Below are 19,910 nucleotides of genomic sequence, written 5' to 3'. Positions count from 1 at the left end.
TCGGGCCGAGATCCCGCGGATTCGCGCAACAAGCCGACGTTGGTCAGGAACTGCGCACCTGGGCGCTTCGCCTTATCGCCAGGCTAAACAGCAGGTAGCACGCTAAAGTTAGGTGACCTGGCCGCTAATTACACATGTCGCCATGGGTCTTGGGAAGGTTTTTCCCACGACGCTGGAGGGGCTTGTTGGATCTTCTGTTACTGAGCGCCGACCCGCACAGCGATTCGGTTCTGCCGTCGTTGTCGCTGTTGTCCCACAATGTGCGGACGGCACCGGCCGACGTTTCGTCGCTGCTGGAAGCGGGCACGGCAGACGCCGTGATCGTCGACGCGCGCCAGGACCTACCCGCCGCGCGCAGCTTGTGCCGCTTGCTGGGAGCCACCGGCAGACCGATTCCGGTGGTCGCCGTGGTCACCGAAGGCGGGCTGGTGGCCGTCAACCCCGAGTGGGGCCTCGACGAAATACTGCTGCCCAGCACGGGGCCCGCGGAGATCGACGCCCGGCTGCGGTTGATCGTCGGTCGTCGGGGCGGTCAGGGCGACCAGGACAACCTGGACAAGGTCAACCTCGGCGAGTTGGTGATCGACGAGGGCACCTACACCGCGCGCTTACGTGGGCGTCCCCTCGACCTCACATATAAGGAGTTCGAGCTGCTTAAGTATTTGGCGCAGCACGCAGGGCGGGTGTTCACCCGGGCGCAGCTCTTGCACGAGGTCTGGGGTTACGACTTCTTCGGCGGCACCCGTACCGTCGACGTGCACGTGCGGCGGCTGCGGGCCAAACTCGGACCCGAGCATGAGTCGCTGATCGGCACCGTCCGCAACGTCGGCTACAAGGCGGTCCGTCCGGCCCGCGGCAGGGGCGCGAACACGCGGCCCAACAGTGCAGCAGACATCGAGGCCAGCGCCGAATCGCTCCGAGAACCGATATTCGACCCGCTGCGCAGCCAGTGACTCAGGCTGACTGGCGTTCGGCGCTGGCCACCGACGAGCAGCAGCAGGTGCGCGAATTGGTGAGAGTTGCCAGCGCTGTCGACAAGGTGACGCCAGTGGGCGAGCAGGTTCTGCGGGAACTCGCTGGGCAGCGCACCGAGCATCTGCTGGTTACCAACGGCGCGCGCGAGGCTGTGGGCTACCTCAATTTCGCCCCGGCCCGCGGCGAGGCTTCGGCCATGGCAGAGCTGGTGGTGCATCCGCAGGCCCGTCGGCATGGTATCGGCACGACGATGGCGCGAGCCGCGCTCCAGAAGTCTTCCGGCCATAACCGGTTTTGGGCGCATGGCACCTTGGATTCGGCTCGGGCGACGGCGTCGGCGCTCGGTCTGGTCGCGGTGCGGGAGTTGGTGCAGATGCGGCGGTCGCTGCACGACACGTCCGAACCGGCGGTTCCCAACGGCGTCCGGATCCGCACCTATGCCGGACCGGACGACGACGCCGAGTTGCTGCGAGTCAACAACGCCGCGTTTCATAGCCACCCGGAACAAAGCGGCTGGACTCCGACACACCTGGCCGAGCGCCGCGCCGAACCCTGGTTCGACCCGCAAGGGCTGTTCCTGGCATTCGATGACGCCACCGGCAAGCTGCTGGGATTTCATTGGACGAGGGTGCACCTGGACAAGCCGGGGCTGAGCGAGGTCTATGTCGTGGGCGTCGACCCGTCGGCGCAGGGCCGTGGCCTGGGGCAATTACTGACCTCGGTCGGTATGGTCGCGCTGGCGCGGCGGCTTGCCGACGCGGCCGACCCCACTGTGATGCTCTACGTCGAATCGGACAACACCGCCGCGGTGCGCACCTACGAAGGGTTGGGCTTCACCGTGTACAGCGTCGATACCGCCTACGCCTCGGCGACGGCAAGCGATTGACCGGCCCTGGAGAGTAGCCGCGGTGCATGAGGGCTGTTCACCGTGCGTTCACCCGCCATCCGGGTAGTGGCCATCGCTGAGGCATATTTTTCGGGTCGTACAGCGTGCCCAGAAGATGTGGGAAGCGAGGTCGGTGAAAGTCCGCAGGGTTGGCAGGGCGTTGATGGTTGCAATGCTCGCAAGCCTGATGCTGGCGGGGTGCGGTAGCGACAGCAATGTCGACGGCGCAGCGCTCACCTCCGGAACATTGAGCGCCCGAGTGGACTGTGGCGGTAAAAACGCACTGACTGCGGAAGGCTCGACCGCTCAGCAGAACGCGATGGCATTGTTCAACCAGGCGTGGTTGCGGCTTTGTCCAGGGAAGAGCGTGTCGTACAACCCGACTGGCTCGGGTGCCGGTCGCGAGCAGTTCCTGGCGGGCCATGTTGATTTCGCTGGTGCCGACACGCCGCTCGCGACCCCGCAGATCGAGCTGGCGGTGAAGCGCTGCCGCGGCAATCCCGCGTGGCACCTGCCGCTGGTCTTCGGTCCGATCGCGTTGGCATACCATCTGGACGGCGTAAGCCCGCTGGTCGTGAACGGTGCCATGCTGGCAAAGATCTTCAGCGGTGCGATCACGAGGTGGAACGACCCGGCGATCGCAGCGCTCAACCGAGGTGTCGCCCTGCCCGCCACCAGAATCACGGTCATCTACCGCGCCGACTCGTCGGGTACCACTGACAATTTCCAGCAATACCTGACCGCGGCCGCACCGCAAAGCTGGGCCGAGGGCGTCGGCACCGAATTCCAGGGTGGTGTCGGCGAGGGTGCGCAGAAGTCAGCAGGTGTTGTGCAAGCAGTGCGGTCGACGCCCGGCGCCATCGGCTACGTCGAGAAGGGATTCGCTGATCAGGCCGGCGTGCCGTATGCCCGGATCGACTCCGGCAGCGGGCCTGTGGCACTCACCGATACCACGGCCAGGGAGGCTATCGACCACGCGATGGTCGCCGGGCAGGGTAATGATTTGGTGCTGGACCTGAATTCGATGTATGGCACGAACGAGCCCGGCGTCTATCCGTTGGTACTGGCGACTTACGAAATCGTGTGTTCGAAGGGCTACGACCGTGGCACGTCGGCCGGTATCAGGTCGTTTTTGACGGTGGCGGCCACGAACGGTCAGAGCGGGCTTTCACTGGCCGGCTATGTTCCGCTGCCGGATAGGTTGAAGGGGCGCCTGGTGACGGCGATCAGCGCGATCCAGTGATCGCGCAATGTGGTCCGTGGTCGAGGGCGCCCACGGACAAGATGAATGTGAAACCCGCAGCGACGATATCGATGGGATTACGGTGACCGGGCCAACTCCAGCCAATGCGGGTTCAGGCCACGCCGTCGTTGCGGGTTATCCCAAGCCGAAGTTGGCGCCGACCCGCCCGTGGTGGAGCACACCCCGCCTGGTGGATTGGCTATTTCGTGGAGTATCGGTGGGTTCCGCTATCTCGCTCGTCGTCCTGACCGCCGCAATCGGCATCTTCCTGCTGTGGCGCGCAATACCTGCGCTGAAACGCGACAAAGAGAACTTCTTCAGCTACGGCGGCAACTGGGTCACCACCGACACCTCCGCGATGCACTTCGGGATCTTCAAACTGTTTCAGGTGACCGTATGCATATCGCTATTTGCGCTGATCCTGGCGATGCCGATAGCTCTTGGCATCGCGGTCTTCCTCACTCAGTACGCACCGCGGCGGATCGTCGGGCCGCTTGCCTACAGTGTCGACCTGCTTGCCGCCGTGCCGTCGGTCGTTTACGGCGTCTGGGGCTTGTACGTGCTGGCACCGCGACTGCGAGGAATCGCAACCTGGCTTAACGAGCACTTGGGCTGGTTCTTCTTGTTCGCTACCGGCAACGCGTCAGTGGCCGGTGGTGGCACGCTGTTCACCGCTGGCATCGTGCTGGCGTTGATGATTGTGCCGATCATCACCGCGGTCACTCGCGAGGTCTTCATCCAGACGCCGCAAGGCCAAATTGATGCTGCGCTGGCACTCGGCGCGACGCGATGGGAAGTGGTGAAGACGACCGTGCTCCCGTTCGGACGTTCGGGCTACATCAGCGGCGCGATGCTGGGCCTGGGTCGCGCCCTGGGTGAGACGATCGCGCTGCTTATCATCTTGCGCGGCGCCCAAAAGGCTTTCGGCTGGTCGCTATTCGACGGCGGCTACACCTTCGCCACCAAGATCGCCGCCACCGCTTTGGAATTCAACAATCAGTACAGGGCCGATGCCTATATCGCAGCCGGGCTGGTGCTTTTCATCCTGACCTCCGTGGTCAACGCGCTGGCTCGGGCCGCTGTCGCAAGAAAAACAAACCAATGACGTCGATGTTGGACCGCCCGGTCAAAGCGCGCACACTCAGGGGCGCGAGCCTGCGCCGTCGGGTCGCCAACGACGTGGCGACGCTGCTGGTGACTCTCTCCATCGTCATCGTGTTGATACCCCTGGCGTGGGTGCTGTACTCAGTGGTTAGCCAGGGGTTTCGAGCGGTAACCTCCAGCACGTGGTGGACGCACTCCCAAGCCGGTTTGACGGCATTCGTGTCCGGCGGCGGCGCTTACCACGCAATCGTCGGCACGGTGCTGCAGGGGCTGGCCTGCGCGGTGATCGCCATCCCGATCGGCCTCCTCGTCGCCATCTACCTCGTCGAATACGGCGGCGACACTTGGCTGGCCAAGCAGACTACGTCCATGGTTGATATCCTCGCCGGGGTACCCTCGATCGTGGCGGCATTGTTCGTCTACACGCTATGGGTGTCGATGCTGGGCTCTTCCCGTTCGGGGTTTGCGGTGTCGCTGGCGTTGGCGCTGTTGATGATTCCGGTGATCGTTCGGGCAACCGAAGAAATGCTGCGGATCGTCCCGATGGATCTCCGCGAGGCCGGCTACGCGCTGGGCATTCCGAAGTGGAAAACGATCGTTCGAATCGTGCTACCGACGGGATTGTCCGGCATCCTAACCGGAATCCTGCTGGCGTTGGCCAGGGTTATGGGTGAGACAGCCCCGTTGCTGATCTTGGTGGGTTATTCGCAGGCAATGAACTTCGACATGTTCGCGGGGTTCATGGGGTCACTGCCGAGCATGATTTACGACCAGACATCCGCCGGTGCGGGTGCCTACCCCATTCCGACCGATCGGTTGTGGGGCGCTGCGCTGACGCTGATCACGTTGACCGCCATCATCAATGTCGGGGCACGGCTGGTAGCCAAAGTATTCGCGCCCAAAGCAATTAGTCAGGAGATTTAGTGGCCAAGCGGTTAGACCTCAAAGAGGTCAACATCTACTACGGAGCGTTTCACGCGGTGGCCGGTGTCTCGTTGTCGGTGCTGCCGCGCAGCGTGACCGCATTCATCGGCCCGTCGGGGTGCGGTAAAACGACGGTGCTGCGGACTCTCAACCGGATGCACGAAGTCATTCCTGGTGCCCGGGTCGAGGGCACGGTCATGCTCGACGACGACGACATCTACTCCTCGGGCACCGATCCCGTCGGCGTGCGCCGGGCCATCGGCATGGTGTTTCAGCGTCCGAACCCGTTCCCCACCATGTCCATTCGCGACAACGTGATCGCCGGTTTGAAGCTGCAGGGCGTGCGCAACCGCAAAGTGCTCGACGAGACCGCCGAATACTCCCTGCGCGGCGCGAACCTGTGGGATGAGGTCAAGGATCGGCTGGACAAGCCGGGCGGCGGATTATCCGGAGGTCAGCAGCAACGGCTGTGCATCGCGCGCGCCATCGCGGTGCAACCCGATGTGCTGCTGATGGACGAGCCGTGTTCGGCGCTGGATCCTATCTCGACGATGGCCATCGAGGACCTGATCGCCGACCTGAAGCAGGACTACACCATCGTGATCGTCACCCACAACATGCAACAGGCTGCCCGGGTGAGCGATCAGACCGCGTTCTTCAACCTCGAAGCGGTCGGGAAGCCGGGGCGGCTCGTGGAGATCGACGACACCGAGAAGATCTTCTCCAACCCCACCCAGAAGGCGACCGAGGATTACATCTCCGGCCGCTTCGGCTGAGGGCGCCTAGTTCGCCGCGGCCATCGCCTCGTCGTCGGGGAATCTGCCGGTCGCCTGAAAGATGACGCGTCTGGCCACTTGAACGGCGTGATCGGCGAAGCGCTCGTAGAACCGGCCTAGCAGCGTCACGTCCACCGCAGAGGCCACGCCGTGCTTCCATTCCTTGTCCATCAACACGGTGAACAGATGCCGGTGCAGGTGGTCCATTGCGTCGTCTTCTTCGCGGATGCGCGCGGCCTTCTCCGGGTCCCGCGACGACACCACCTCTTGCGCACTATTACCCAAGTCGACTGCGACTCTGCCCATTTCGGCGAAGTAGCCGTTGACCTCCTCGGGTAGGGCGTGCTGCGGATGGCGCCGGCGGGCGATTTTGGCGACGTGCAGGGCCAGCGCGCCCATCCGGTCGATGTCGGCAACCATCTGAATGGCGCTGACGATTGCGCGCAGATCCCCGGCGACCGGCGCCTGCAACGCCAGCAACACGAAAGCGCTCTCCTCGGCTCGGGCGCTCAACCTCGCGATCTGCTCGTGATCGGAGAACACCTGCTCGGCCTGCACCAGATCGGCCTGGAGCAAAGCCTGCGTCGCGTGTTCCATGGCAACCCCGGCCAACCGGCACATCTCGCCGAGTTGGTCGGTCAACTCTGTAAGTTGATCATGATATGCGGTGCGCATGATCTAAGACTACGTCCTCAGCAGCGGAAACCGGGTGAAGCGCCGGGTGCCACGACTATGAACAGTCAGACGGTGGCGTCACTCGCAACGAGTGTCGGCGGCGTTGGTGACAGAGAGGTCCTCGGGCAGCTTGGTTGGGGCGCTACTGGTGTTGTGATTGACCAGCATGCTGACCGATGACCCGGAAGGTGGGGGAGCGGCCACAGCCCGGAAGTCAGGACCGAGCACCACCTGCACCAGACTTCCGATGCCGGTCACCCGCTCAATCTTCGAATTCGCCAATGTAGTGGCGACCGTCGCGGCGGCCTGCTCATTGCCGGGCGAGAAGAACACCGTGGTCGAGCTCACTGTTTTCGGGTAGTCGTTCGGCGTCTCCACGTTGAACCCGCGCTGCTCCAACTCGTTGGTGGCGGTCGTGGCCAGTCCGGTCCTGCCGGTCGCGTTGGAGACCTGCACGGTGACATCTTGTGGTGAGGTCGTCACCGCCTGCACCTGGTCGGGGTGTGGCTGGCCGGTGGGGCTGGGCTTAGGCGCTTTGCTGGTTGTCGAGCGGGTCTTGGCCGGCGTGGGTCCCATGTCCTGCGCGTTCGCGTCGTTTTCGCCGGGCAGCGGGTCGTCATTGATGATCGCGTCGAACAGCGCCCGAACGTCGGCGGTGCGCGGCGGCTCGTTACCGTCCTCGTCGGTGATACCGGTCGTCGGGATGGTCACGAAAGTGATATGCCCTGCGGTCAGCCCCTGCACCGATTGACCAAGGTCAACCAGGTCTTTGGTCTTGACGTTGTCGACGTAGCTGTCGTTGATGAACATGTTGACCACATTGTTCAGTTTGCCCAGCGAAAAGAAAGTGTCACGGGTGATCAGCGATCGGAGCAGCGACGACAAGAACAATTGCTGGCGTTTGATGCGTCCGTAGTCGCCGTTGTCCTCCGTCGTCACCTGGCGGGCCCGAACATAGTTCAGTGCGGTCGACCCGTCGACGATCTGGCGGCCGGAGTGCTCGAGGACGGTGCCCAGTTCGTAGTCACGCAGCGGGGTGGTCGAGCACACCTCGACGCCGCCGAGTGCGTCGACCATTTTGCTGAAACCGACGAAGTCGATCGCCATGAACCGGTTGATGCTCAGCCCGGACAGCTTTTGGATCACCTTCACCAGGCACTTCGGACCGCCGAAGGAGAACGCCGAGTTCAATTTGGTCTCGGTGTAGACCATGTCGGGACCCCAGGTCCGGGTCTTGTCGTCATACAGCGGCCCGTATGCGCCGGTGTCCGGGTTCCAAGCCTCGCAGCGCACCGGGGTGATCGCCAGGTCGCGCGGGAAGGACACCGCCACCACACGTTTGCGGTTGGCCGGGATGTTGACCAGCATCACGGTATCCGAGCGCGCGCCCCCGGCGTCGTCAGTGTCGCCCGCGCCCATTTGGCTGTTCGCCCCCGCGCGGGTGTCCATGCCGACGATCAGGAAGTTCTCGTCGCCGAACTGGCCATTGGGGTTGACGACGTCGCGCGAGTGCGGATCCAGCGCACTGACCGTGTTCAACCGGTTGTTCTTCGATGCACTCCACTGGTAGGCGCCGCCGGTCAGAGCCAGGCTAAGCACCGCGATCAGCGCCGCAAGTGAACGCCCGGCCAACATCAGCGGCCGCCTGCCGCCTCGGGATGCTGCGTTCAGGGCGTGGGGGTCTGGTTCACCTTCGACGAGCGCCGCGTCGTCGGTGTCCGCGAAGGCGAGGGGCTCTTCGGGTTCGGCTGGCTCGAACGGGTAGGCCGGTTCGAGGTCGGGCCACTCGTCGGCGTAGGCCCTCGCCGGTGGATGTTCAGGGGTGTCCAGTGCAATGTCGTGCCCTGCGCTGAACTCGTTGGCTTCGTCCGGTGCGGCTGCGAGCACCTCGGTGGAGTCCGCTTCCGGCGCGGCATGGTGATGGCGGGGCCGCTTGGCCGGCACGCCGCCGACCTTCGCGATGAGTTCGGCGACGGTGAGTTCGCCTCCGGCGTGATTTCCTGCGCTGTCAGCGGGCTTTTCAGCAGGCTCGGTTGGTGGCGCGGCTGACCGCTCCGCGGAACCGGCCACGGCACGAAACCCGGCCTCGGCGCGCTGCTGGAAGCGTTCCCACGGCGCAGCGCCGAAAGGTCGCAGCGTTGTTTGGCGGGTTACCTCTTCCATATGATCGGCGCCAGCGCCCGCACGAGTGGCCTTAGCGGCGCCGTCGTCGCCGTCACTCATGTTCTACCGGCCTCCGAACTGCTGATCAGGTGCGCGTGTGGCGTGCTTGTCCATCAGCACAGTGCCGGCGATGGCAGCACTGCGGACCCGCGCGACCAGTGGGTCGCGCCGTCGTTCTCGCACTCCTGCGGCAGAAGCCGGGCGGGCCTGACCGAAGTGCGATGCAACAAGATCCACATCGTACTGAGACGGGCGCAGAAACGCGATGTCGAGGGGGCGGATTCAACCACCGGAGTGCATGACGTCAGCACCGGCCGGCACGGTGCAGTCCTCGCTGTCGGCGAGCCAGCCGTCCGGCAACGCCACCCGAGCGGGGGAACCCTGTCGGCCCCGCGGGCCGGTGGCAGCCTGCGGGAAGGCAACGTCGGTGTCCAGCTGGCCGAGCAGCCGGTCGAGTTCATCGATGCTTTTGACCAGAGCCAACGCCCGGCGCAACTCCGATCCGGCGGGGAAGCCGTGCAGGTACCAGCCAATGTGTTTACGCAGGTCACGCATGCCTTTGTCCTCGCCGAAATGCGCGGCGAGCAGGCTGGCGTGCCGCCGGATGATGTCGGCGACTTCGCCCATGGTGGGCGGTGCCGGTGTGCGGTGACCGGTGAAGGCGGCCGACAGTTCGGCGAACAGCCAGGGTCGGCCCAGGCACCCCCGGCCGATCACGACACCGTCGCACCCGGTGGCGGCCATCATCGTCAGCGCGTCACTGGCGTCGAAGATGTCACCGTTGCCGAGCACCGGAATCGTGCGCACATGTTGCTTGAGCCGGGCGATCTCATCCCAGTCCGCAGTGCCGGAGTAGCGCTGTGCCGCGGTCCGGGCGTGCAACGCCACCGCGGCGGCGCCTTCGAGCTCGGCGATGCGGCCGGCGTCCAAGTGGGTGTGGTGGGCGTCGTCGATACCGATGCGGAATTTGACGGTGACCGGAATGTCGGTACCGGCGGTGCCGTGAACGGCCGCCGCCACGATTTGACCGAACAGTCGCCGCTTGAACGGCAGCGCCGCCCCGCCGCCCCGGCGGGTGACTTTGGGCACCGGGCAGCCGAAATTCATGTCGACGTGATCAGCCAGCCCCTCGTCGGCGATCATCTTCACCGCCGCATAGGTGGTGGCGGGATCCACGGTGTAGAGCTGCAGCGAGCGTGGCGTCTCGTCGTCGGCGAACGTCGTCATGTGCAAGGTCGCTGGATGCCGTTCGACCAGTGCCCGCCCGGTCACCATTTCGCAGACGTAGAGTCCGCTGACCGTCCCGACGCGTGCCTGCTCGAGCTCACGGCACAACGTGCGGAAAGCCACGTTGGTAACGCCCGCCATCGGTGCCAGCACGACCGGGCTGGCGAGCGTGATCGGACCGATACGCAACGCTAGCGCCGGCTCATCACCAGCTTGCCTTCGGTCCGATGCAGGTCGAGGGCGGTGATCGTCTTGCCCGTGCGGGCTTCGCGGTCGAGTTGGCGCTGCTTGGACACCTCGAACTTGTCGCACGCCACCTCGAGCTCCTTGATCAGCAGGGCAAGGTCGTCGCGCAATTCGGCCGCCTTGCCGGTGAAGTCCTCACGCTCGAAGATGCGCCACTTCTTCAACACCGGCATCACGACCTCTTCGAGGTGGATGCGCGGGTCGTACACGCCGCCGACGGCGATCTTCACTGCCTTGCGACGAAATTCCGGAACGGTGAAACCGGGCATCTTGAAGTTGCGCAGCACCCGGTGCAGAGCCTTCATCGCCCTGTTCGGGGCGATCTCCAGACCGGCTTCGCTGATGTCGCGGTAGAAGATCATGTGCAGGTTCTCGTCGTGTGAGATCTTGGCCAGCAACTGATCGGCGATCGTGTCGTTGCACGCCTTTCCGGTGTTGCGGTGCGAGATGCGGGTGGCCAGTTCCTGGAACGTGACGTAGATGACCGAGTCGAACAGATTCTCGGCGAGCAGTTCCCCCTGCTGGTTCTGGCCCGGACTGAAGCCGCGGTTGACCACCTCGAGGCGCAACTTCTCCAACTCGACCGGGTCGACCGCGCGGGTCACGACCAGGTAGTCGCGCAGCGCGATGCCGTGGCGGTTCTCCTCGGCGGTCCAGCGGTTGATCCACTGTCCCCAGGCGCCGTCCATGCCGAAACTCATTGCGATTTCGCGGTGGTAGGACGGCAGATTGTCCTCGGTCATCAAATTCTGGACCATCGCCACCTGTGCGACGTCGGTGAGTTTGGATTGGCCGGGCTCCCAGTCCTGTCCGCCCAGCGCATAGAAGTTCTTGCCGTCCGACCACGGGATGTAGTCGTGCGGGTTCCAGCTCTTGTGCATGCTCAGATGCCGGTTGAGGTTTCGCTCGACTACCGGCTCGAGTTCGTGCAAAAGGCCCAAATCTGACGGATCCGGCACAGCGCCTCCCAGTATCTGTGTCCGACGGTTGCACTCAATATATCTGTGTATGCCGGTGACATTCAAGTTCCTCTCAATGTGACACGGCGCAAATCGCGTCCCGGGAAACTATCTCTTCTGATTCCCCGCATTCTCGGCAAGTTCGTAGGTCGCAGGCCGGCTGAGCAGCATATCCACGCAGAAATCGGTGAACTGTTCGCGAGTGACCACCAGGCGCCCATCGAGGTAAGCGGTGAAAAGGGCGGTGAGGCCGCCGATCAGGCTGGTGGCAACCATGGTTTGGACCACGGGGTCGGTGATCCGGGTGAGCTTTCGCTGCAGCAGTTCGATGAAGCTGGGCATCCATTCGGCGCCGGACCGGGCCAGCACCGGTTCTACCTCCGGTGCCAGCAGCAGCACTCGGCCGCGCACCGGGTCATCGACCATCAGCGCCACAATTTGCTCAACTGCTTCGCGTGGCGTCGTTGCCGATGTCAGTGTCGACATGGCGCGCGCACAGACGTCGTCATACACCGCACGAACGAACTCGTCGCGATCGGCGAAGCTTTCGTAGAAATAGCGTTCGGTCAATCCAGCTGCACGGCAGACCGCGCGGACGGTCACCGCCGGCCCGCTCTCGTCGCCGAGCAGCTGCACCCCGGCGGCCACCAGGGTGTCGCGGCGCAGAGCCACGCGATTCTCCCGGGGGACGCCAGACCAGCGGCCCCGTCGTTGACCGGACGGCACATCCCTCCTAGGCTGATGCATGACAACGTATGTAGTCAGAAATTCGGAAGCGACAGGATCATCGCCAGTGACTCAAGATACGTCGCAATCTTGTCCGCTGACCAGCGGTGCCGACCCCGTCGAGGAACTCGCCGCCGGCTGTCCGGTGTCGCCGCTTGGATACGACGCGCCGCCGCGGCCGCTGGGTCCCGATTCGCTCACGTGGCGGTACTTCGGTGACTGGCGTGGCATGTTGCAGGGCCCGTGGGCGGGATCCATGCAGAACATGCATCCGCAACTCGGCGCGGCCGTCGAGCAGCACTCCACTTTCTTCCGCGAACGCTGGCAGCGACTGCTGCGATCGTTGTACCCGATTGGCGGGGTGGTGTTCGACGGCGACCGTTCCCCGGTGACCGGGGCCGATGTGCGCGACTATCACGTCGACATCAAGGGCACCGACGATCTCGGCCGCCGCTACCACGCGATGAACCCTGACGTCTTCTACTGGGCGCATTCGACCTTCTTCGTCGGCACCTTGCATGTGGCCGAACGATTCTGCGGTGGCTTGACCGAAGCGCAGAAACGCCAACTGTTCGACGAGCACGTCGAGTGGTACCGGATGTACGGCATGAGCATGCGGCCGGTTCCCAAGACGTGGGAGGAGTTCGGCAGCTACTGGGAGCACATGTGCCGCGAAGTGCTGGAGAACAACTGGGCGGCGCGCGAGGTGCTCAACCTGACCGAGCTGCCCAAACCGCCGTTCGCGCAGTGGCTTCCGAACTGGCTGTGGGCTCCGCAACGCCAACTGTTGGCGCCGTTCTTCGTCTGGGTGACCGTTGGTCTCTACGACCCGCCGGTGCGTGACCTGATGGGCTACACCTGGTCGCGGCGCGACGAGTGGCTGCACCGCCGCTTCGGCGACTTGGTTCAGCTTGTCTTCAGTTGTCTGCCGCGCCGTGCCCGCATGCACCCGCGGGCACGGGCGGGGTGGGACCGTGCCACCGGGCGGACTCCGGCCGATACCCCGCTGGTGCACACTCCGGCGCGTAACCTGCCGCCGCTCGACGATCGGGACAACCCCAAGCACTACTGTCCACAGGTCTGACCGGCGCCGTCGCCCGAGTCAGGCGTGGGCGTGGTTGTGCGCCTCCTCGAGCCCGGACTGGTGCACGTGTTCGTGGGTGTGCTCGGTCCCGTCGTCGTGGGTGTGGGAGTGGTCATGCTCGATGTGCTCGTGCTGATGGGTGGTGTGCTCGTGCGAGTGAGCCGCCTCGCCATGGCGGTGTTCGTGCGAATGCGGTGCCTCGTGGCTGTGCTCTGTCATAGTGTTCGTCTCCTTCACGGTGTTTGCGTACGATTGGCCGACGAATTCCCGGCGACCACCCGCAACCGGTCATCGTCGCGGTGGTGTCGGGGCACGCCGGGACCGGCGTGCTCGGCGTTGAATACGGCGTCGATGACCAGTTGACGTACGTGATCGTTTTCCAGCCGGTAGAAAACCGTTGTCCCCTCCCGGCGGGTGCGCACCAGGCGGGCCATGCGCAGCTTCGCCAGATGCTGTGAGACCGACGGCGCCGGTTTCCCGACGTGCTCGGCAAGTTCGTTGACGGACATCTCGCGGCCAGCGAGCGACCACAACACCTGCACGCGGGTGACGTCGGCCAACATGCGAAAGATTTCGACGATCAGCCCGACTTGGTCATCCGGTAGCCTTTCCTCTTTACCTGCATGCATACGCAGATAGTAGCTGAGTGCTGCCCGTAGGTGTCAAGAGGAATCAACCGGTCGGAGCGCCGGCAACCCGCCGCTCGCCGCCGTTCCGTTCTCGCCAGAACCGGTAAACCTCGATCGCGGCATCGCGAGGGTCGTGGTGCATCGGCAGGCGCCGCTCGTCCCAGTCCTTCGCGAACTCGGCGTAGAACGTGGACAGTTCGAAGTACTTGCGGTCGTCGACGTAGTAGGGCTCGTAGGCGTCGCGTGAAGTCAGGAAGATGACCTGGTCGGGTGAGCAGTAGTACAGCGCGCCCAGGCACATCGGGCACGGATGGGCCAGCACGTAGATGGTGGCGCCGGTCAGGTGCTCGGTGCCCAGTTTCGCGCACGCCTCGCGGATGGCGAGGATCTCGGCATGCGCCGTCGGATCGTGGCTTTGGGCAACCTTGTTGGCGCTTTCGGCGAGGGTCTCGCCGTCTTTGACGATCACCGTCGCGAACGGCCGGCCCCCGTCGGCAACATTTCGGCGGGCCAGATCGATGGTCCGCTGTGCGAAGTCCGTCACTTGTCCTCCATCCGGGGTCAGCGCTATTAACTAGCCGGTCTATATTAATTTGCAACTTCGAGATGGGAGCTCCGATGGCGCGCACCGAAAGCGACAGCTGGGATCTGGCGACAAGTGTCGGAGCGACCGCGACGATGGTCGCCGCTCAGCGGGCGCTGGCCGCCGCCGGCCCGGAACCGCTGATCGATGACCCGTTCGCCGCGCCACTGGTGCGGGCGGTCGGCATCGACATCTATACCCGACTGGTGGACGGCACGATCACGGTCGGTGAGGATTCCGACTTCGACCCGGACCGCATGGCGCGCGGCATGGCTGTGCGCACCAGGTTCTACGACCAGTTCTTCCTCGACGCCACGCAGTCCGGCATCCGGCAGGCCGTCATCTTGGCGTCCGGCCTGGACGCGCGCGCCTATCGGTTGGCCTGGCCCGCCGGAACCGTCGTCTACGAAGTCGACCTGCCGGAGGTCATCGACTTCAAGACCTCCACACTCAGCGGGCTGGGTGCCGAGCCGACCGCGGAACGGCGAACCGTTGCCGTGGATCTGCGCGACGATTGGCCGGCGGCGCTGCGGGCAGCCGGCTTCGACCCGCAGGCCCCCTCGGCGTGGACCGCTGAGGGGCTGGTGGTCTACCTGCCGCCCGAGGCGCAGGACGGTCTGTTCGACAACATCACCGCGCTGAGCATCGCCGGGAGTCGATTGGCTTCCGAATTCGTGCCCGACACAACGATCTTCACTGACGAGCGGTGGCGTGCGCATCACGACCGGATGAGTGAGCTCGGGTTCGATGTGGTCGACTTCAACGAGCTGGTCTACCACTACGAGCGCAGCCACATCATCGATTACCTACGTCAGCGCGGCTGGCAGGTGTCGCCGCGGACGGTTGCGCAGATGCACGCCGACAACGGCTTCGAGTATCCCGACGACGAAGTCGCGGCGGCGTTCTCCGACGTGACTTACCTTCGGGCCGAACGGCAATAGCGCTCAGTGCAGATGCGGTAACACCTGGGTCCGGTAGAAGGCTGTCGCGGCGGCCGGGTCCTGCTGCGGGAAATGCACGAACGGCGTCGCGCCGGCGTCGAGAACCGCTTGCACCTTGGTGATGTGGACCGCTGGGTCGGTGCCGGTGGCCCACCCGCTGATCACCTTGTCCAGCGGGTTAGCCTCCGCGGCGCGCTGAATGTCGACGGGATTGGGTTGGTCGACGGCGCCGGCGGTGAAACGCCATTGCTCGGCGGCGCGATTGATCTCGTTGGTGTCGCCGACGACGGCGAACATCTCCGCGCGCTTGCCCAGCGTGGCGGGATCCCGGTTGGACTGCTGGGCACCTTGATGAAACGCGTCGACCAGCTGCTGATTCGTCACGTCGTGCGCCTGAGTGATCCAGCCGTCGCCGTACTGTCCGGCCAAGTGCGCGCTCTTGGGGCCGCCCGCGGCGACGAAGATCGGCGGCGGTGACGGCGGCGGGTCGTAAAGCTTGAGCTGATTGGTTTGAAAGTAGCGACCGCCAAACGAGATTCGCTGACCGCTCCACAACTGGCGGATGAGGTCGATGGCTTCGGCCAAGCGGTCGTGGCGTTCCTGGTATGACCCGAACTGGGTGGTGGCGGCCTGCTCGTTGAGGCGCTCACCGGTGCCCACGCCGAGGAAGACCCGCCCCGGGTACAGGGTCGCCAGCGAGGCGAACGCCTGCGCGACCACCGTGGGGTGGTAGCGGTAGGTGGGGCAGGTCACGCCGGTGCCGAAGGGAATGTGGCTGGTTCGTTGCCCCACCAGGGCCAGCGTGATCCACGGGAACATCGAATGGCCTTCGTTGTCCTGCCACGGCTGGATGTGGTCACTGGTCCATAGGTAACGGAATCCGGCCTGCTCGGCGGCCACCGCCTGGTCAACCAGCTGGGCAGTGGTGAACTCCTCGTGGGACAGCACATACCCGACGCCCGGTCCTGAAGGTGCGGGCGGCGGCGCGGTTGGCTTGGCCGGCGCAGGCCCCGAAGCGGGCTTCGAGCCGCAGGCCGTCACCGCCCCCAGGGCGCCGGTGGTGCCGATCGTGGTCAAACCGGCCGCGAGCCGTCCGAACGACCGCCGTGACATACCTTTCATGCGCTGGGAGTACCCACGAAACCGAACGCCAGCATCACCCGAAGCTGGAATGTCCAGCATCAACCGAAACACTGTCAAGCATCACCCGAAGCTGAATGTCGAGCATCAGCCGAGGTAATACATGATGGTGCCCCCACTAGGACTCGAACCTAGGACCTGCGGATTAAAAGTCCGTAGCTCTACCAACTGAGCTATAGGGGCGCGACGCACAGGATACTTGGCGCCTTCAGCGGTGTGCGTTTGAGGATTGGGTCTGTGGTGCCCTAAGCTGACGTGGCTCCCAACGCTACTGCGTTTCGAGTACCCCGGAGAGATTCGGTTCTGGCCCCCTTCGTCTAGCGGCCTAGGACGCCGCCCTTTCAAGGCGGTAGCGCGGGTTCGAATCCCGTAGGGGGTACCGCGACGCGCGGCGACGCGGAGCACGTAGTTACAGCGAGGCCCTGTGGCGCAGTTGGTTAGCGCGCCGCCCTGTCACGGCGGAGGTCGCGGGTTCGAGTCCCGTCAGGGTCGCCGTTTCGGCGAGGCAGACAAATGCCTTCCGGCCAGGTAGCTCAGTCGGTACGAGCGTCCGCCTGAAAAGCGGAAGGTCGCCGGTTCGATCCCGGCCCTGGCCACCACAGAGTTTGCGCAGTTCAGAGGCTTTTCTGCTGATCGAACGCACCATTCGATCCACCGCCGCCCCCGGATTATCCGCCGTTTATCCGCAGTAGTGTTTTAGGTCAGTCTCCAAGCCCGTCCAGCGCATTGGCCACACGATCCAGGTCCGAGTCGTAGAGATCCGCGTAGGTGTGTGGGGTAACCACGATCGAGGCGTGGCCCATCGTCAGCTGCAGCAGTTTCATGTCGGCACCGGCTGACCGCGCCAGCGACGCGTAAGTGTATCGAAGGTCGTGCACCCGCATGGTCGGGCGCCCGAGTTCGGCGATTCTGGTCCGCCAGCCAACCGCGCGCCTCCAGTTTTCGAGGCCGAGCCGCGAACTCTTCGGCGACATGATCGCCGGCTCGCCGGCCGTGCGCCCCTGGGTCCGGCGTTTCAGGATCGACACCAGACGTTCCGGGATCGGCACGCTGCGACGTCCGGCACGGCTTTTTGGCGGTTCCTCCAGGAGGCGACCAGACAACTGCAGCGGTTTCGGCTGATCCTCGACACTCGCTAGACGAGGGAGTCAAGCCGGGCTGAACAGCAGTATCAAGCGGTCATCGCGGTGACATCAGAGCTTGCTCAGCTTGCTAATCGTTTGAATTTCGGTGTCCCGGTAGGGCTGTCCATCGGGATGGACCAGGTCTTGAAACCAGAGCTTCGGAGCTGTCGTGTACGGGTGATCCCAGGAGTCCCATGGAAAGTAGGTTTGGGTCTTACCCGCGACCAAACCCCAATTGATCGCACCAACCTTGTGCCGCTTAGCAACTGGCAGGACCCCGTCAACGGTACTGCCCAGCGTCCGAGCCAGGTACTCGGTGCAGAGGATCGGCCTCCCCAACGAGGACAGTTCGGCGATCCGAGCCTCGAAGCCTGCCGGTTCGTCATAGCAGTGGAAGGTGACCACGTCGGAGTTATCCAATTGGATGTTCGCGATTTCGGTGCGCCGCTGGGGATCTCCCCACTCCCCGTCCCACACGCCACTCGTTAACGGTTGACTCGGATCAACCGAGCGTGCCCACCCGAACGCCAGCGAGAGCAGGTCGGCGACGCGGTCCAGCTTGTCTTTCCTCTCCACCTTGCGATACACCCGGGCGGGATTGTCGGGCTCATTCCAGATGTCCCAACCCAAAACGCGATCATCCGTGCGGAATTGGTTCAGCACGCCCATGACATATTCGAGCAGAGTGCGACGGTAGTCGAGGTCATCGAGGTGTTCAGCGCCTGGGCTTTGCACCCAACCGGAGTTGTGGACCCCGGGCTTCGGGGCACGCTGCCGTCCCGGTTTGGGGAACGGATCCCAACACGAGTCGAAGAAGACGAAGATTGGTTTGATGCGGTGGCGAGCCGCAATGCCGACGAACTGCGCGAGACGGCTTTGGAAGCCTCGACGGTCTTGGGCCCAGAGCTGATCGTGGAGGAAGACCCGCACAGTGTTTAGCCCGTGTAACTGGCCCCAGCCGAGCTCGGTATCGATGCGCCGGGGGTCGAAAGTGTCGGCCTGAAACATCTCGAGTGGGTTGATGGCGTTGGAGGTGATGTAGTTGGCGCCCACCGGCCAACCTTGCGCCTGATACCAGCGGTTGGCCCGATCAGGCGACCATCGGCTTTGCTCTGCGGCGGCGCGGGTTACCTGGGTCAGCGTAGGGCCTGCCGCCAGCAGCACTGGCAGCGTTAGCACCGTTCGACGCCTCACGCAGTGACGATAATTCCAACGTGAATCGGAGGCGCGGAAACTCGGCCACATCATCGACCTGCCGGGCACGCTAAGCCCACGACTCAACGACCTGTGGCTCGGCACACTCAACCATGAACCTTAGTTTGCGACCCCGGTAGTGCGGGCACGAAGGGGCGCCGTCCACGATCGTGATTGTTAATCCGTCGTCATAGTCGAAACCCGCTTGTTGAAGGGCTTTGCGCAGTGCCACGCCGCCCAAGTGGCGGCTATTGATGTTAGTCGAGTTGGCCGAGACCATCGCCCTCCAGTAGCGCTGGCCCACCTGCTTCTCGCAGAGTCGCTGCTTGTCCTGGTTCGTGACCATGAGTGGCGCGTCGATGAACACGAGACAGTCGTCGTCGGATTTGTGACAGACCCACGCGATTGTTTGCTCTAGGCCGACTGTCCATCCCGCGTCCAAAACCCGGCCGGACGGTTCGAGCGCCAGTACTCCGGTCTTATTGAGCTTGCCCCATGCCGCGTCGACGCCTAGGTAAATCACCGCTCGTAATCTCCTCTTGCGAGAACGCGTCGGTCTTGCGTCGGCCCCTAAATAACAGGGCCAAAACGTTAGACAGTGTCCCCAGAGAATCCTGCCAGGTACACCCTGCAAGGGTGCTCCCGACCGTGGACATCGGATATCAGGTGAGTCCGAAAACGCGCGCCGTTCGTCCTTGCGGCCCAGCCGGCGTACCTCCACCATCGCGGCCACATCGTCAACCCGGCGCCGGCTAGGACATGTAAGGTATGCGCTCTGCGGGCGTGCCTCAGTGTTGCCGCTGTCGAACCGACCTAGCTAGTAGCAAGGTTGTCCGCGGCGCACCCTCGTTTCCAGAGCCGTTTCGGGCGGAGAGGAGAAACCTATGGCCCCAGACCGTCTGAGGAGTCTCGTCGGTTTGTGCGCCGTGCCGCTCACGATCGCCCTGTCGCTTCCCCCAACTGCCTTCGCCGATACCCCGTCCTGGAACGGCGAGTACGCGATCACGTTCATGGTTGGTCCAAAGTCGGGGACCAGCATGGCGGTGGGTGACCCGGAGGGCCAGCACACCGAGACCTACGGATTCCGATCAAGCTGTACGAGCGGAAAATGCGTCGCCACGATCGTCAGCGGCCCTCCGCCGAGCAATCCGACGGTTCCCCAACCGGTGCAATTCACATGGGACGGGTCGTCCTGGACGCAAGTCAGCGATTTCCAGTGGGACTGCATGATGCCCGACACCACGATCCAATGGAGTCCGGCCCGATCCAATGTGCGCTACACGCCCCAAGCCAACGGAACACTTGCCGGCG

The 19,910-nt window shown here is 64.2% G+C and carries 20 protein-coding genes, 4 tRNA genes and 1 pseudogene; 12 read left to right on the top strand and 13 right to left on the bottom strand.

What is annotated here, in order from left to right; translation table 11 throughout:
- Positions 1 to 182 precede the first annotated feature (182 nt).
- The 6 genes from WA317_RS07785 (at position 183) to pstB (ending at position 5,908) form a co-directional block, all read left to right on the top strand.
- Entirely contained in the window at positions 183 to 953 is a 771-nt protein-coding gene (locus WA317_RS07785; protein ID WP_425172483.1) for a winged helix-turn-helix transcriptional regulator, read from the top strand.
- A complete protein-coding gene (mshD, locus tag WA317_RS07780) occupies positions 950 to 1,861 on the top strand; it encodes a mycothiol synthase (RefSeq protein ID WP_425172482.1) in 912 nt (303 codons plus the stop codon). Before WA317_RS07785 ends, mshD begins: the two co-directional genes overlap by 4 nt.
- A 163-nt stretch (positions 1,862 to 2,024) precedes the next feature.
- Positions 2,025 to 3,104 carry a phosphate ABC transporter substrate-binding protein PstS gene (gene pstS, locus WA317_RS07775; RefSeq protein WP_425172481.1) on the top strand — a complete coding sequence of 360 codons (1,080 nt, stop codon included), beginning with the start codon at positions 2,025 to 2,027 and terminating at the stop codon, positions 3,102 to 3,104.
- 82 nt (positions 3,105 to 3,186) lie between these two features.
- The gene (gene pstC / locus WA317_RS07770) at positions 3,187 to 4,209 is read left to right on the top strand and encodes a phosphate ABC transporter permease subunit PstC (protein WP_425172495.1); all 1,023 of its coding nucleotides are present in this window, start codon (positions 3,187 to 3,189) and stop codon (positions 4,207 to 4,209) included.
- Positions 4,206 to 5,132 (top strand): phosphate ABC transporter permease PstA, encoded by a 927-nt coding sequence (gene pstA, locus WA317_RS07765; protein WP_425172480.1) that lies wholly within the window; start codon positions 4,206 to 4,208, stop codon positions 5,130 to 5,132. The genes pstC and pstA overlap by 4 nt, the downstream gene beginning before the upstream one ends.
- The gene (gene pstB / locus WA317_RS07760) at positions 5,132 to 5,908 is read left to right on the top strand and encodes a phosphate ABC transporter ATP-binding protein PstB (protein WP_425172479.1); all 777 of its coding nucleotides are present in this window, start codon (positions 5,132 to 5,134) and stop codon (positions 5,906 to 5,908) included. Before pstA ends, pstB begins: the two co-directional genes overlap by 1 nt.
- A 6-nt stretch (positions 5,909 to 5,914) precedes the next feature.
- Here the strand turns inward: pstB and phoU are convergent, their stop codons facing one another.
- The 5 genes and pseudogenes from phoU to WA317_RS07735 form a co-directional block, all read right to left on the bottom strand.
- Complete coding sequence (phoU, locus tag WA317_RS07755) at positions 5,915 to 6,583, bottom strand: phosphate signaling complex protein PhoU (protein ID WP_425172478.1); 669 nt, start codon at positions 6,581 to 6,583, stop codon at positions 5,915 to 5,917.
- A gap of 78 nt (positions 6,584 to 6,661) precedes the next feature.
- Positions 6,662 to 8,806 carry an LCP family protein gene (locus WA317_RS07750; RefSeq protein ID WP_425172477.1) on the bottom strand — a complete coding sequence of 715 codons (2,145 nt, stop codon included), beginning with the start codon at positions 8,804 to 8,806 and terminating at the stop codon, positions 6,662 to 6,664.
- Positions 8,807 to 9,028: 222 nt separating this feature from the next.
- Positions 9,029 to 10,162, bottom strand: a complete 1,134-nt coding sequence (gene dusB / locus WA317_RS07745; RefSeq protein ID WP_425172476.1) for a tRNA dihydrouridine synthase DusB — start codon at positions 10,160 to 10,162, stop codon at positions 9,029 to 9,031.
- Positions 10,163 to 10,164: 2 nt separating this feature from the next.
- Complete coding sequence (locus WA317_RS07740) at positions 10,165 to 11,178, bottom strand: acyl-ACP desaturase (protein WP_425172475.1); 1,014 nt, start codon at positions 11,176 to 11,178, stop codon at positions 10,165 to 10,167.
- A 73-nt stretch (positions 11,179 to 11,251) separates the two neighbouring features.
- Positions 11,252 to 11,904, bottom strand: a pseudogene (locus WA317_RS07735) (TetR/AcrR family transcriptional regulator).
- A gap of 67 nt (positions 11,905 to 11,971) precedes the next feature.
- Between WA317_RS07735 and WA317_RS07730 the strand changes: the two are divergent.
- A complete protein-coding gene (locus tag WA317_RS07730; protein ID WP_425172474.1) occupies positions 11,972 to 12,988 on the top strand; it encodes an oxygenase MpaB family protein in 1,017 nt (338 codons plus the stop codon).
- Positions 12,989 to 13,006: 18 nt separating this feature from the next.
- On the opposite strand, the gene WA317_RS07725 is transcribed toward WA317_RS07730, so the two are convergent.
- The 3 genes from WA317_RS07725 to WA317_RS07715 are packed head-to-tail and all read right to left on the bottom strand — an operon-like array spanning position 13,007 to position 14,161.
- Positions 13,007 to 13,207, bottom strand: a complete 201-nt coding sequence (locus tag WA317_RS07725; RefSeq protein WP_425172473.1) for a zinc transporter Slc39a7 — start codon at positions 13,205 to 13,207, stop codon at positions 13,007 to 13,009.
- 14 nt (positions 13,208 to 13,221) lie between these two features.
- On the bottom strand, positions 13,222 to 13,617 hold the full coding sequence (locus WA317_RS07720; RefSeq protein ID WP_425172472.1) for an ArsR/SmtB family transcription factor: 396 nt from the start codon (positions 13,615 to 13,617) through the stop codon (positions 13,222 to 13,224).
- 43 nt (positions 13,618 to 13,660) lie between these two features.
- Positions 13,661 to 14,161, bottom strand: a complete 501-nt coding sequence (locus WA317_RS07715; RefSeq protein ID WP_425172471.1) for a nucleoside deaminase — start codon at positions 14,159 to 14,161, stop codon at positions 13,661 to 13,663.
- Between the two features lie 74 nt (positions 14,162 to 14,235).
- On the opposite strand from WA317_RS07715, the gene WA317_RS07710 reads away from it, so the two are divergent.
- Positions 14,236 to 15,141, top strand: coding sequence for an SAM-dependent methyltransferase (locus tag WA317_RS07710; RefSeq protein WP_425172470.1), 906 nt, complete (start codon positions 14,236 to 14,238; stop codon positions 15,139 to 15,141).
- 3 nt (positions 15,142 to 15,144) lie between these two features.
- On the opposite strand, the gene WA317_RS07705 is transcribed toward WA317_RS07710, so the two are convergent.
- A complete protein-coding gene (locus tag WA317_RS07705; RefSeq protein WP_425172469.1) occupies positions 15,145 to 16,263 on the bottom strand; it encodes a F420-dependent hydroxymycolic acid dehydrogenase in 1,119 nt (372 codons plus the stop codon).
- A 125-nt stretch (positions 16,264 to 16,388) separates the two neighbouring features.
- Positions 16,389 to 16,464: transfer RNA gene (locus WA317_RS07700), tRNA-Lys, on the bottom strand.
- Between the two features lie 123 nt (positions 16,465 to 16,587).
- On the opposite strand from WA317_RS07700, the gene WA317_RS07695 reads away from it, so the two are divergent.
- The 3 genes from WA317_RS07695 to WA317_RS07685 all read left to right on the top strand — a co-directional run bounded on the left by WA317_RS07695 (position 16,588) and on the right by WA317_RS07685 (position 16,880).
- Positions 16,588 to 16,660: transfer RNA gene (locus tag WA317_RS07695), tRNA-Glu, on the top strand.
- 39 nt (positions 16,661 to 16,699) lie between these two features.
- A tRNA-Asp gene (locus WA317_RS07690) sits at positions 16,700 to 16,773 on the top strand.
- Between the two features lie 30 nt (positions 16,774 to 16,803).
- A tRNA-Phe gene (locus tag WA317_RS07685) sits at positions 16,804 to 16,880 on the top strand.
- Positions 16,881 to 16,982: 102 nt separating this feature from the next.
- Here WA317_RS07685 and WA317_RS07680 read toward each other — a convergent pair.
- The 3 genes from WA317_RS07680 to WA317_RS07670 form a co-directional block, all read right to left on the bottom strand.
- On the bottom strand, positions 16,983 to 17,330 hold the full coding sequence (locus WA317_RS07680) for a hypothetical protein (protein ID WP_425172468.1): 348 nt from the start codon (positions 17,328 to 17,330) through the stop codon (positions 16,983 to 16,985).
- A gap of 144 nt (positions 17,331 to 17,474) precedes the next feature.
- The gene (locus WA317_RS07675) at positions 17,475 to 18,599 is read right to left on the bottom strand and encodes a 1,4-beta-xylanase (protein WP_425172467.1); all 1,125 of its coding nucleotides are present in this window, start codon (positions 18,597 to 18,599) and stop codon (positions 17,475 to 17,477) included.
- 70 nt (positions 18,600 to 18,669) lie between these two features.
- Entirely contained in the window at positions 18,670 to 19,122 is a 453-nt protein-coding gene (locus WA317_RS07670; protein ID WP_425172466.1) for a DUF429 domain-containing protein, read from the bottom strand.
- Positions 19,123 to 19,483: 361 nt separating this feature from the next.
- On the opposite strand from WA317_RS07670, the gene WA317_RS07665 reads away from it, so the two are divergent.
- Positions 19,484 to 19,910 (top strand): hypothetical protein (locus tag WA317_RS07665; RefSeq protein WP_425172465.1); only part of this gene is annotated, 427 nt, incomplete at its 3' end.

It is taken from the genome of Mycobacterium sp. (assembly GCF_049802695.1).
Classification (GTDB): domain Bacteria; phylum Actinomycetota; class Actinomycetes; order Mycobacteriales; family Mycobacteriaceae; genus Mycobacterium.
This window is presented reverse-complemented; position numbering and strand designations above follow the sequence as displayed.

Bases quoted from the DNA above. Each gene is read 5' to 3' on its own strand.
- WA317_RS07710 (WP_425172470.1), top strand. From the start codon at position 14,236: ATGGCGCGCACCGAAAGCGACAGCTGGGATCTGGCGACAAGTGTCGGA.
- WA317_RS07720 (WP_425172472.1), bottom strand. From the start codon at position 13,617: ATGCATGCAGGTAAAGAGGAAAGGCTACCGGATGACCAAGTCGGGCTG.
- WA317_RS07705 (WP_425172469.1), bottom strand. From the start codon at position 16,263: ATGAAAGGTATGTCACGGCGGTCGTTCGGACGGCTCGCGGCCGGTTTG.
- phoU (WP_425172478.1), bottom strand. From the start codon at position 6,583: ATGCGCACCGCATATCATGATCAACTTACAGAGTTGACCGACCAACTC.
- WA317_RS07750 (WP_425172477.1), bottom strand. From the start codon at position 8,806: ATGAGTGACGGCGACGACGGCGCCGCTAAGGCCACTCGTGCGGGCGCT.
- pstS (WP_425172481.1), top strand. From the start codon at position 2,025: ATGGTTGCAATGCTCGCAAGCCTGATGCTGGCGGGGTGCGGTAGCGAC.
- WA317_RS07725 (WP_425172473.1), bottom strand. From the start codon at position 13,207: ATGACAGAGCACAGCCACGAGGCACCGCATTCGCACGAACACCGCCAT.
- pstA (WP_425172480.1), top strand. From the start codon at position 4,206: ATGACGTCGATGTTGGACCGCCCGGTCAAAGCGCGCACACTCAGGGGC.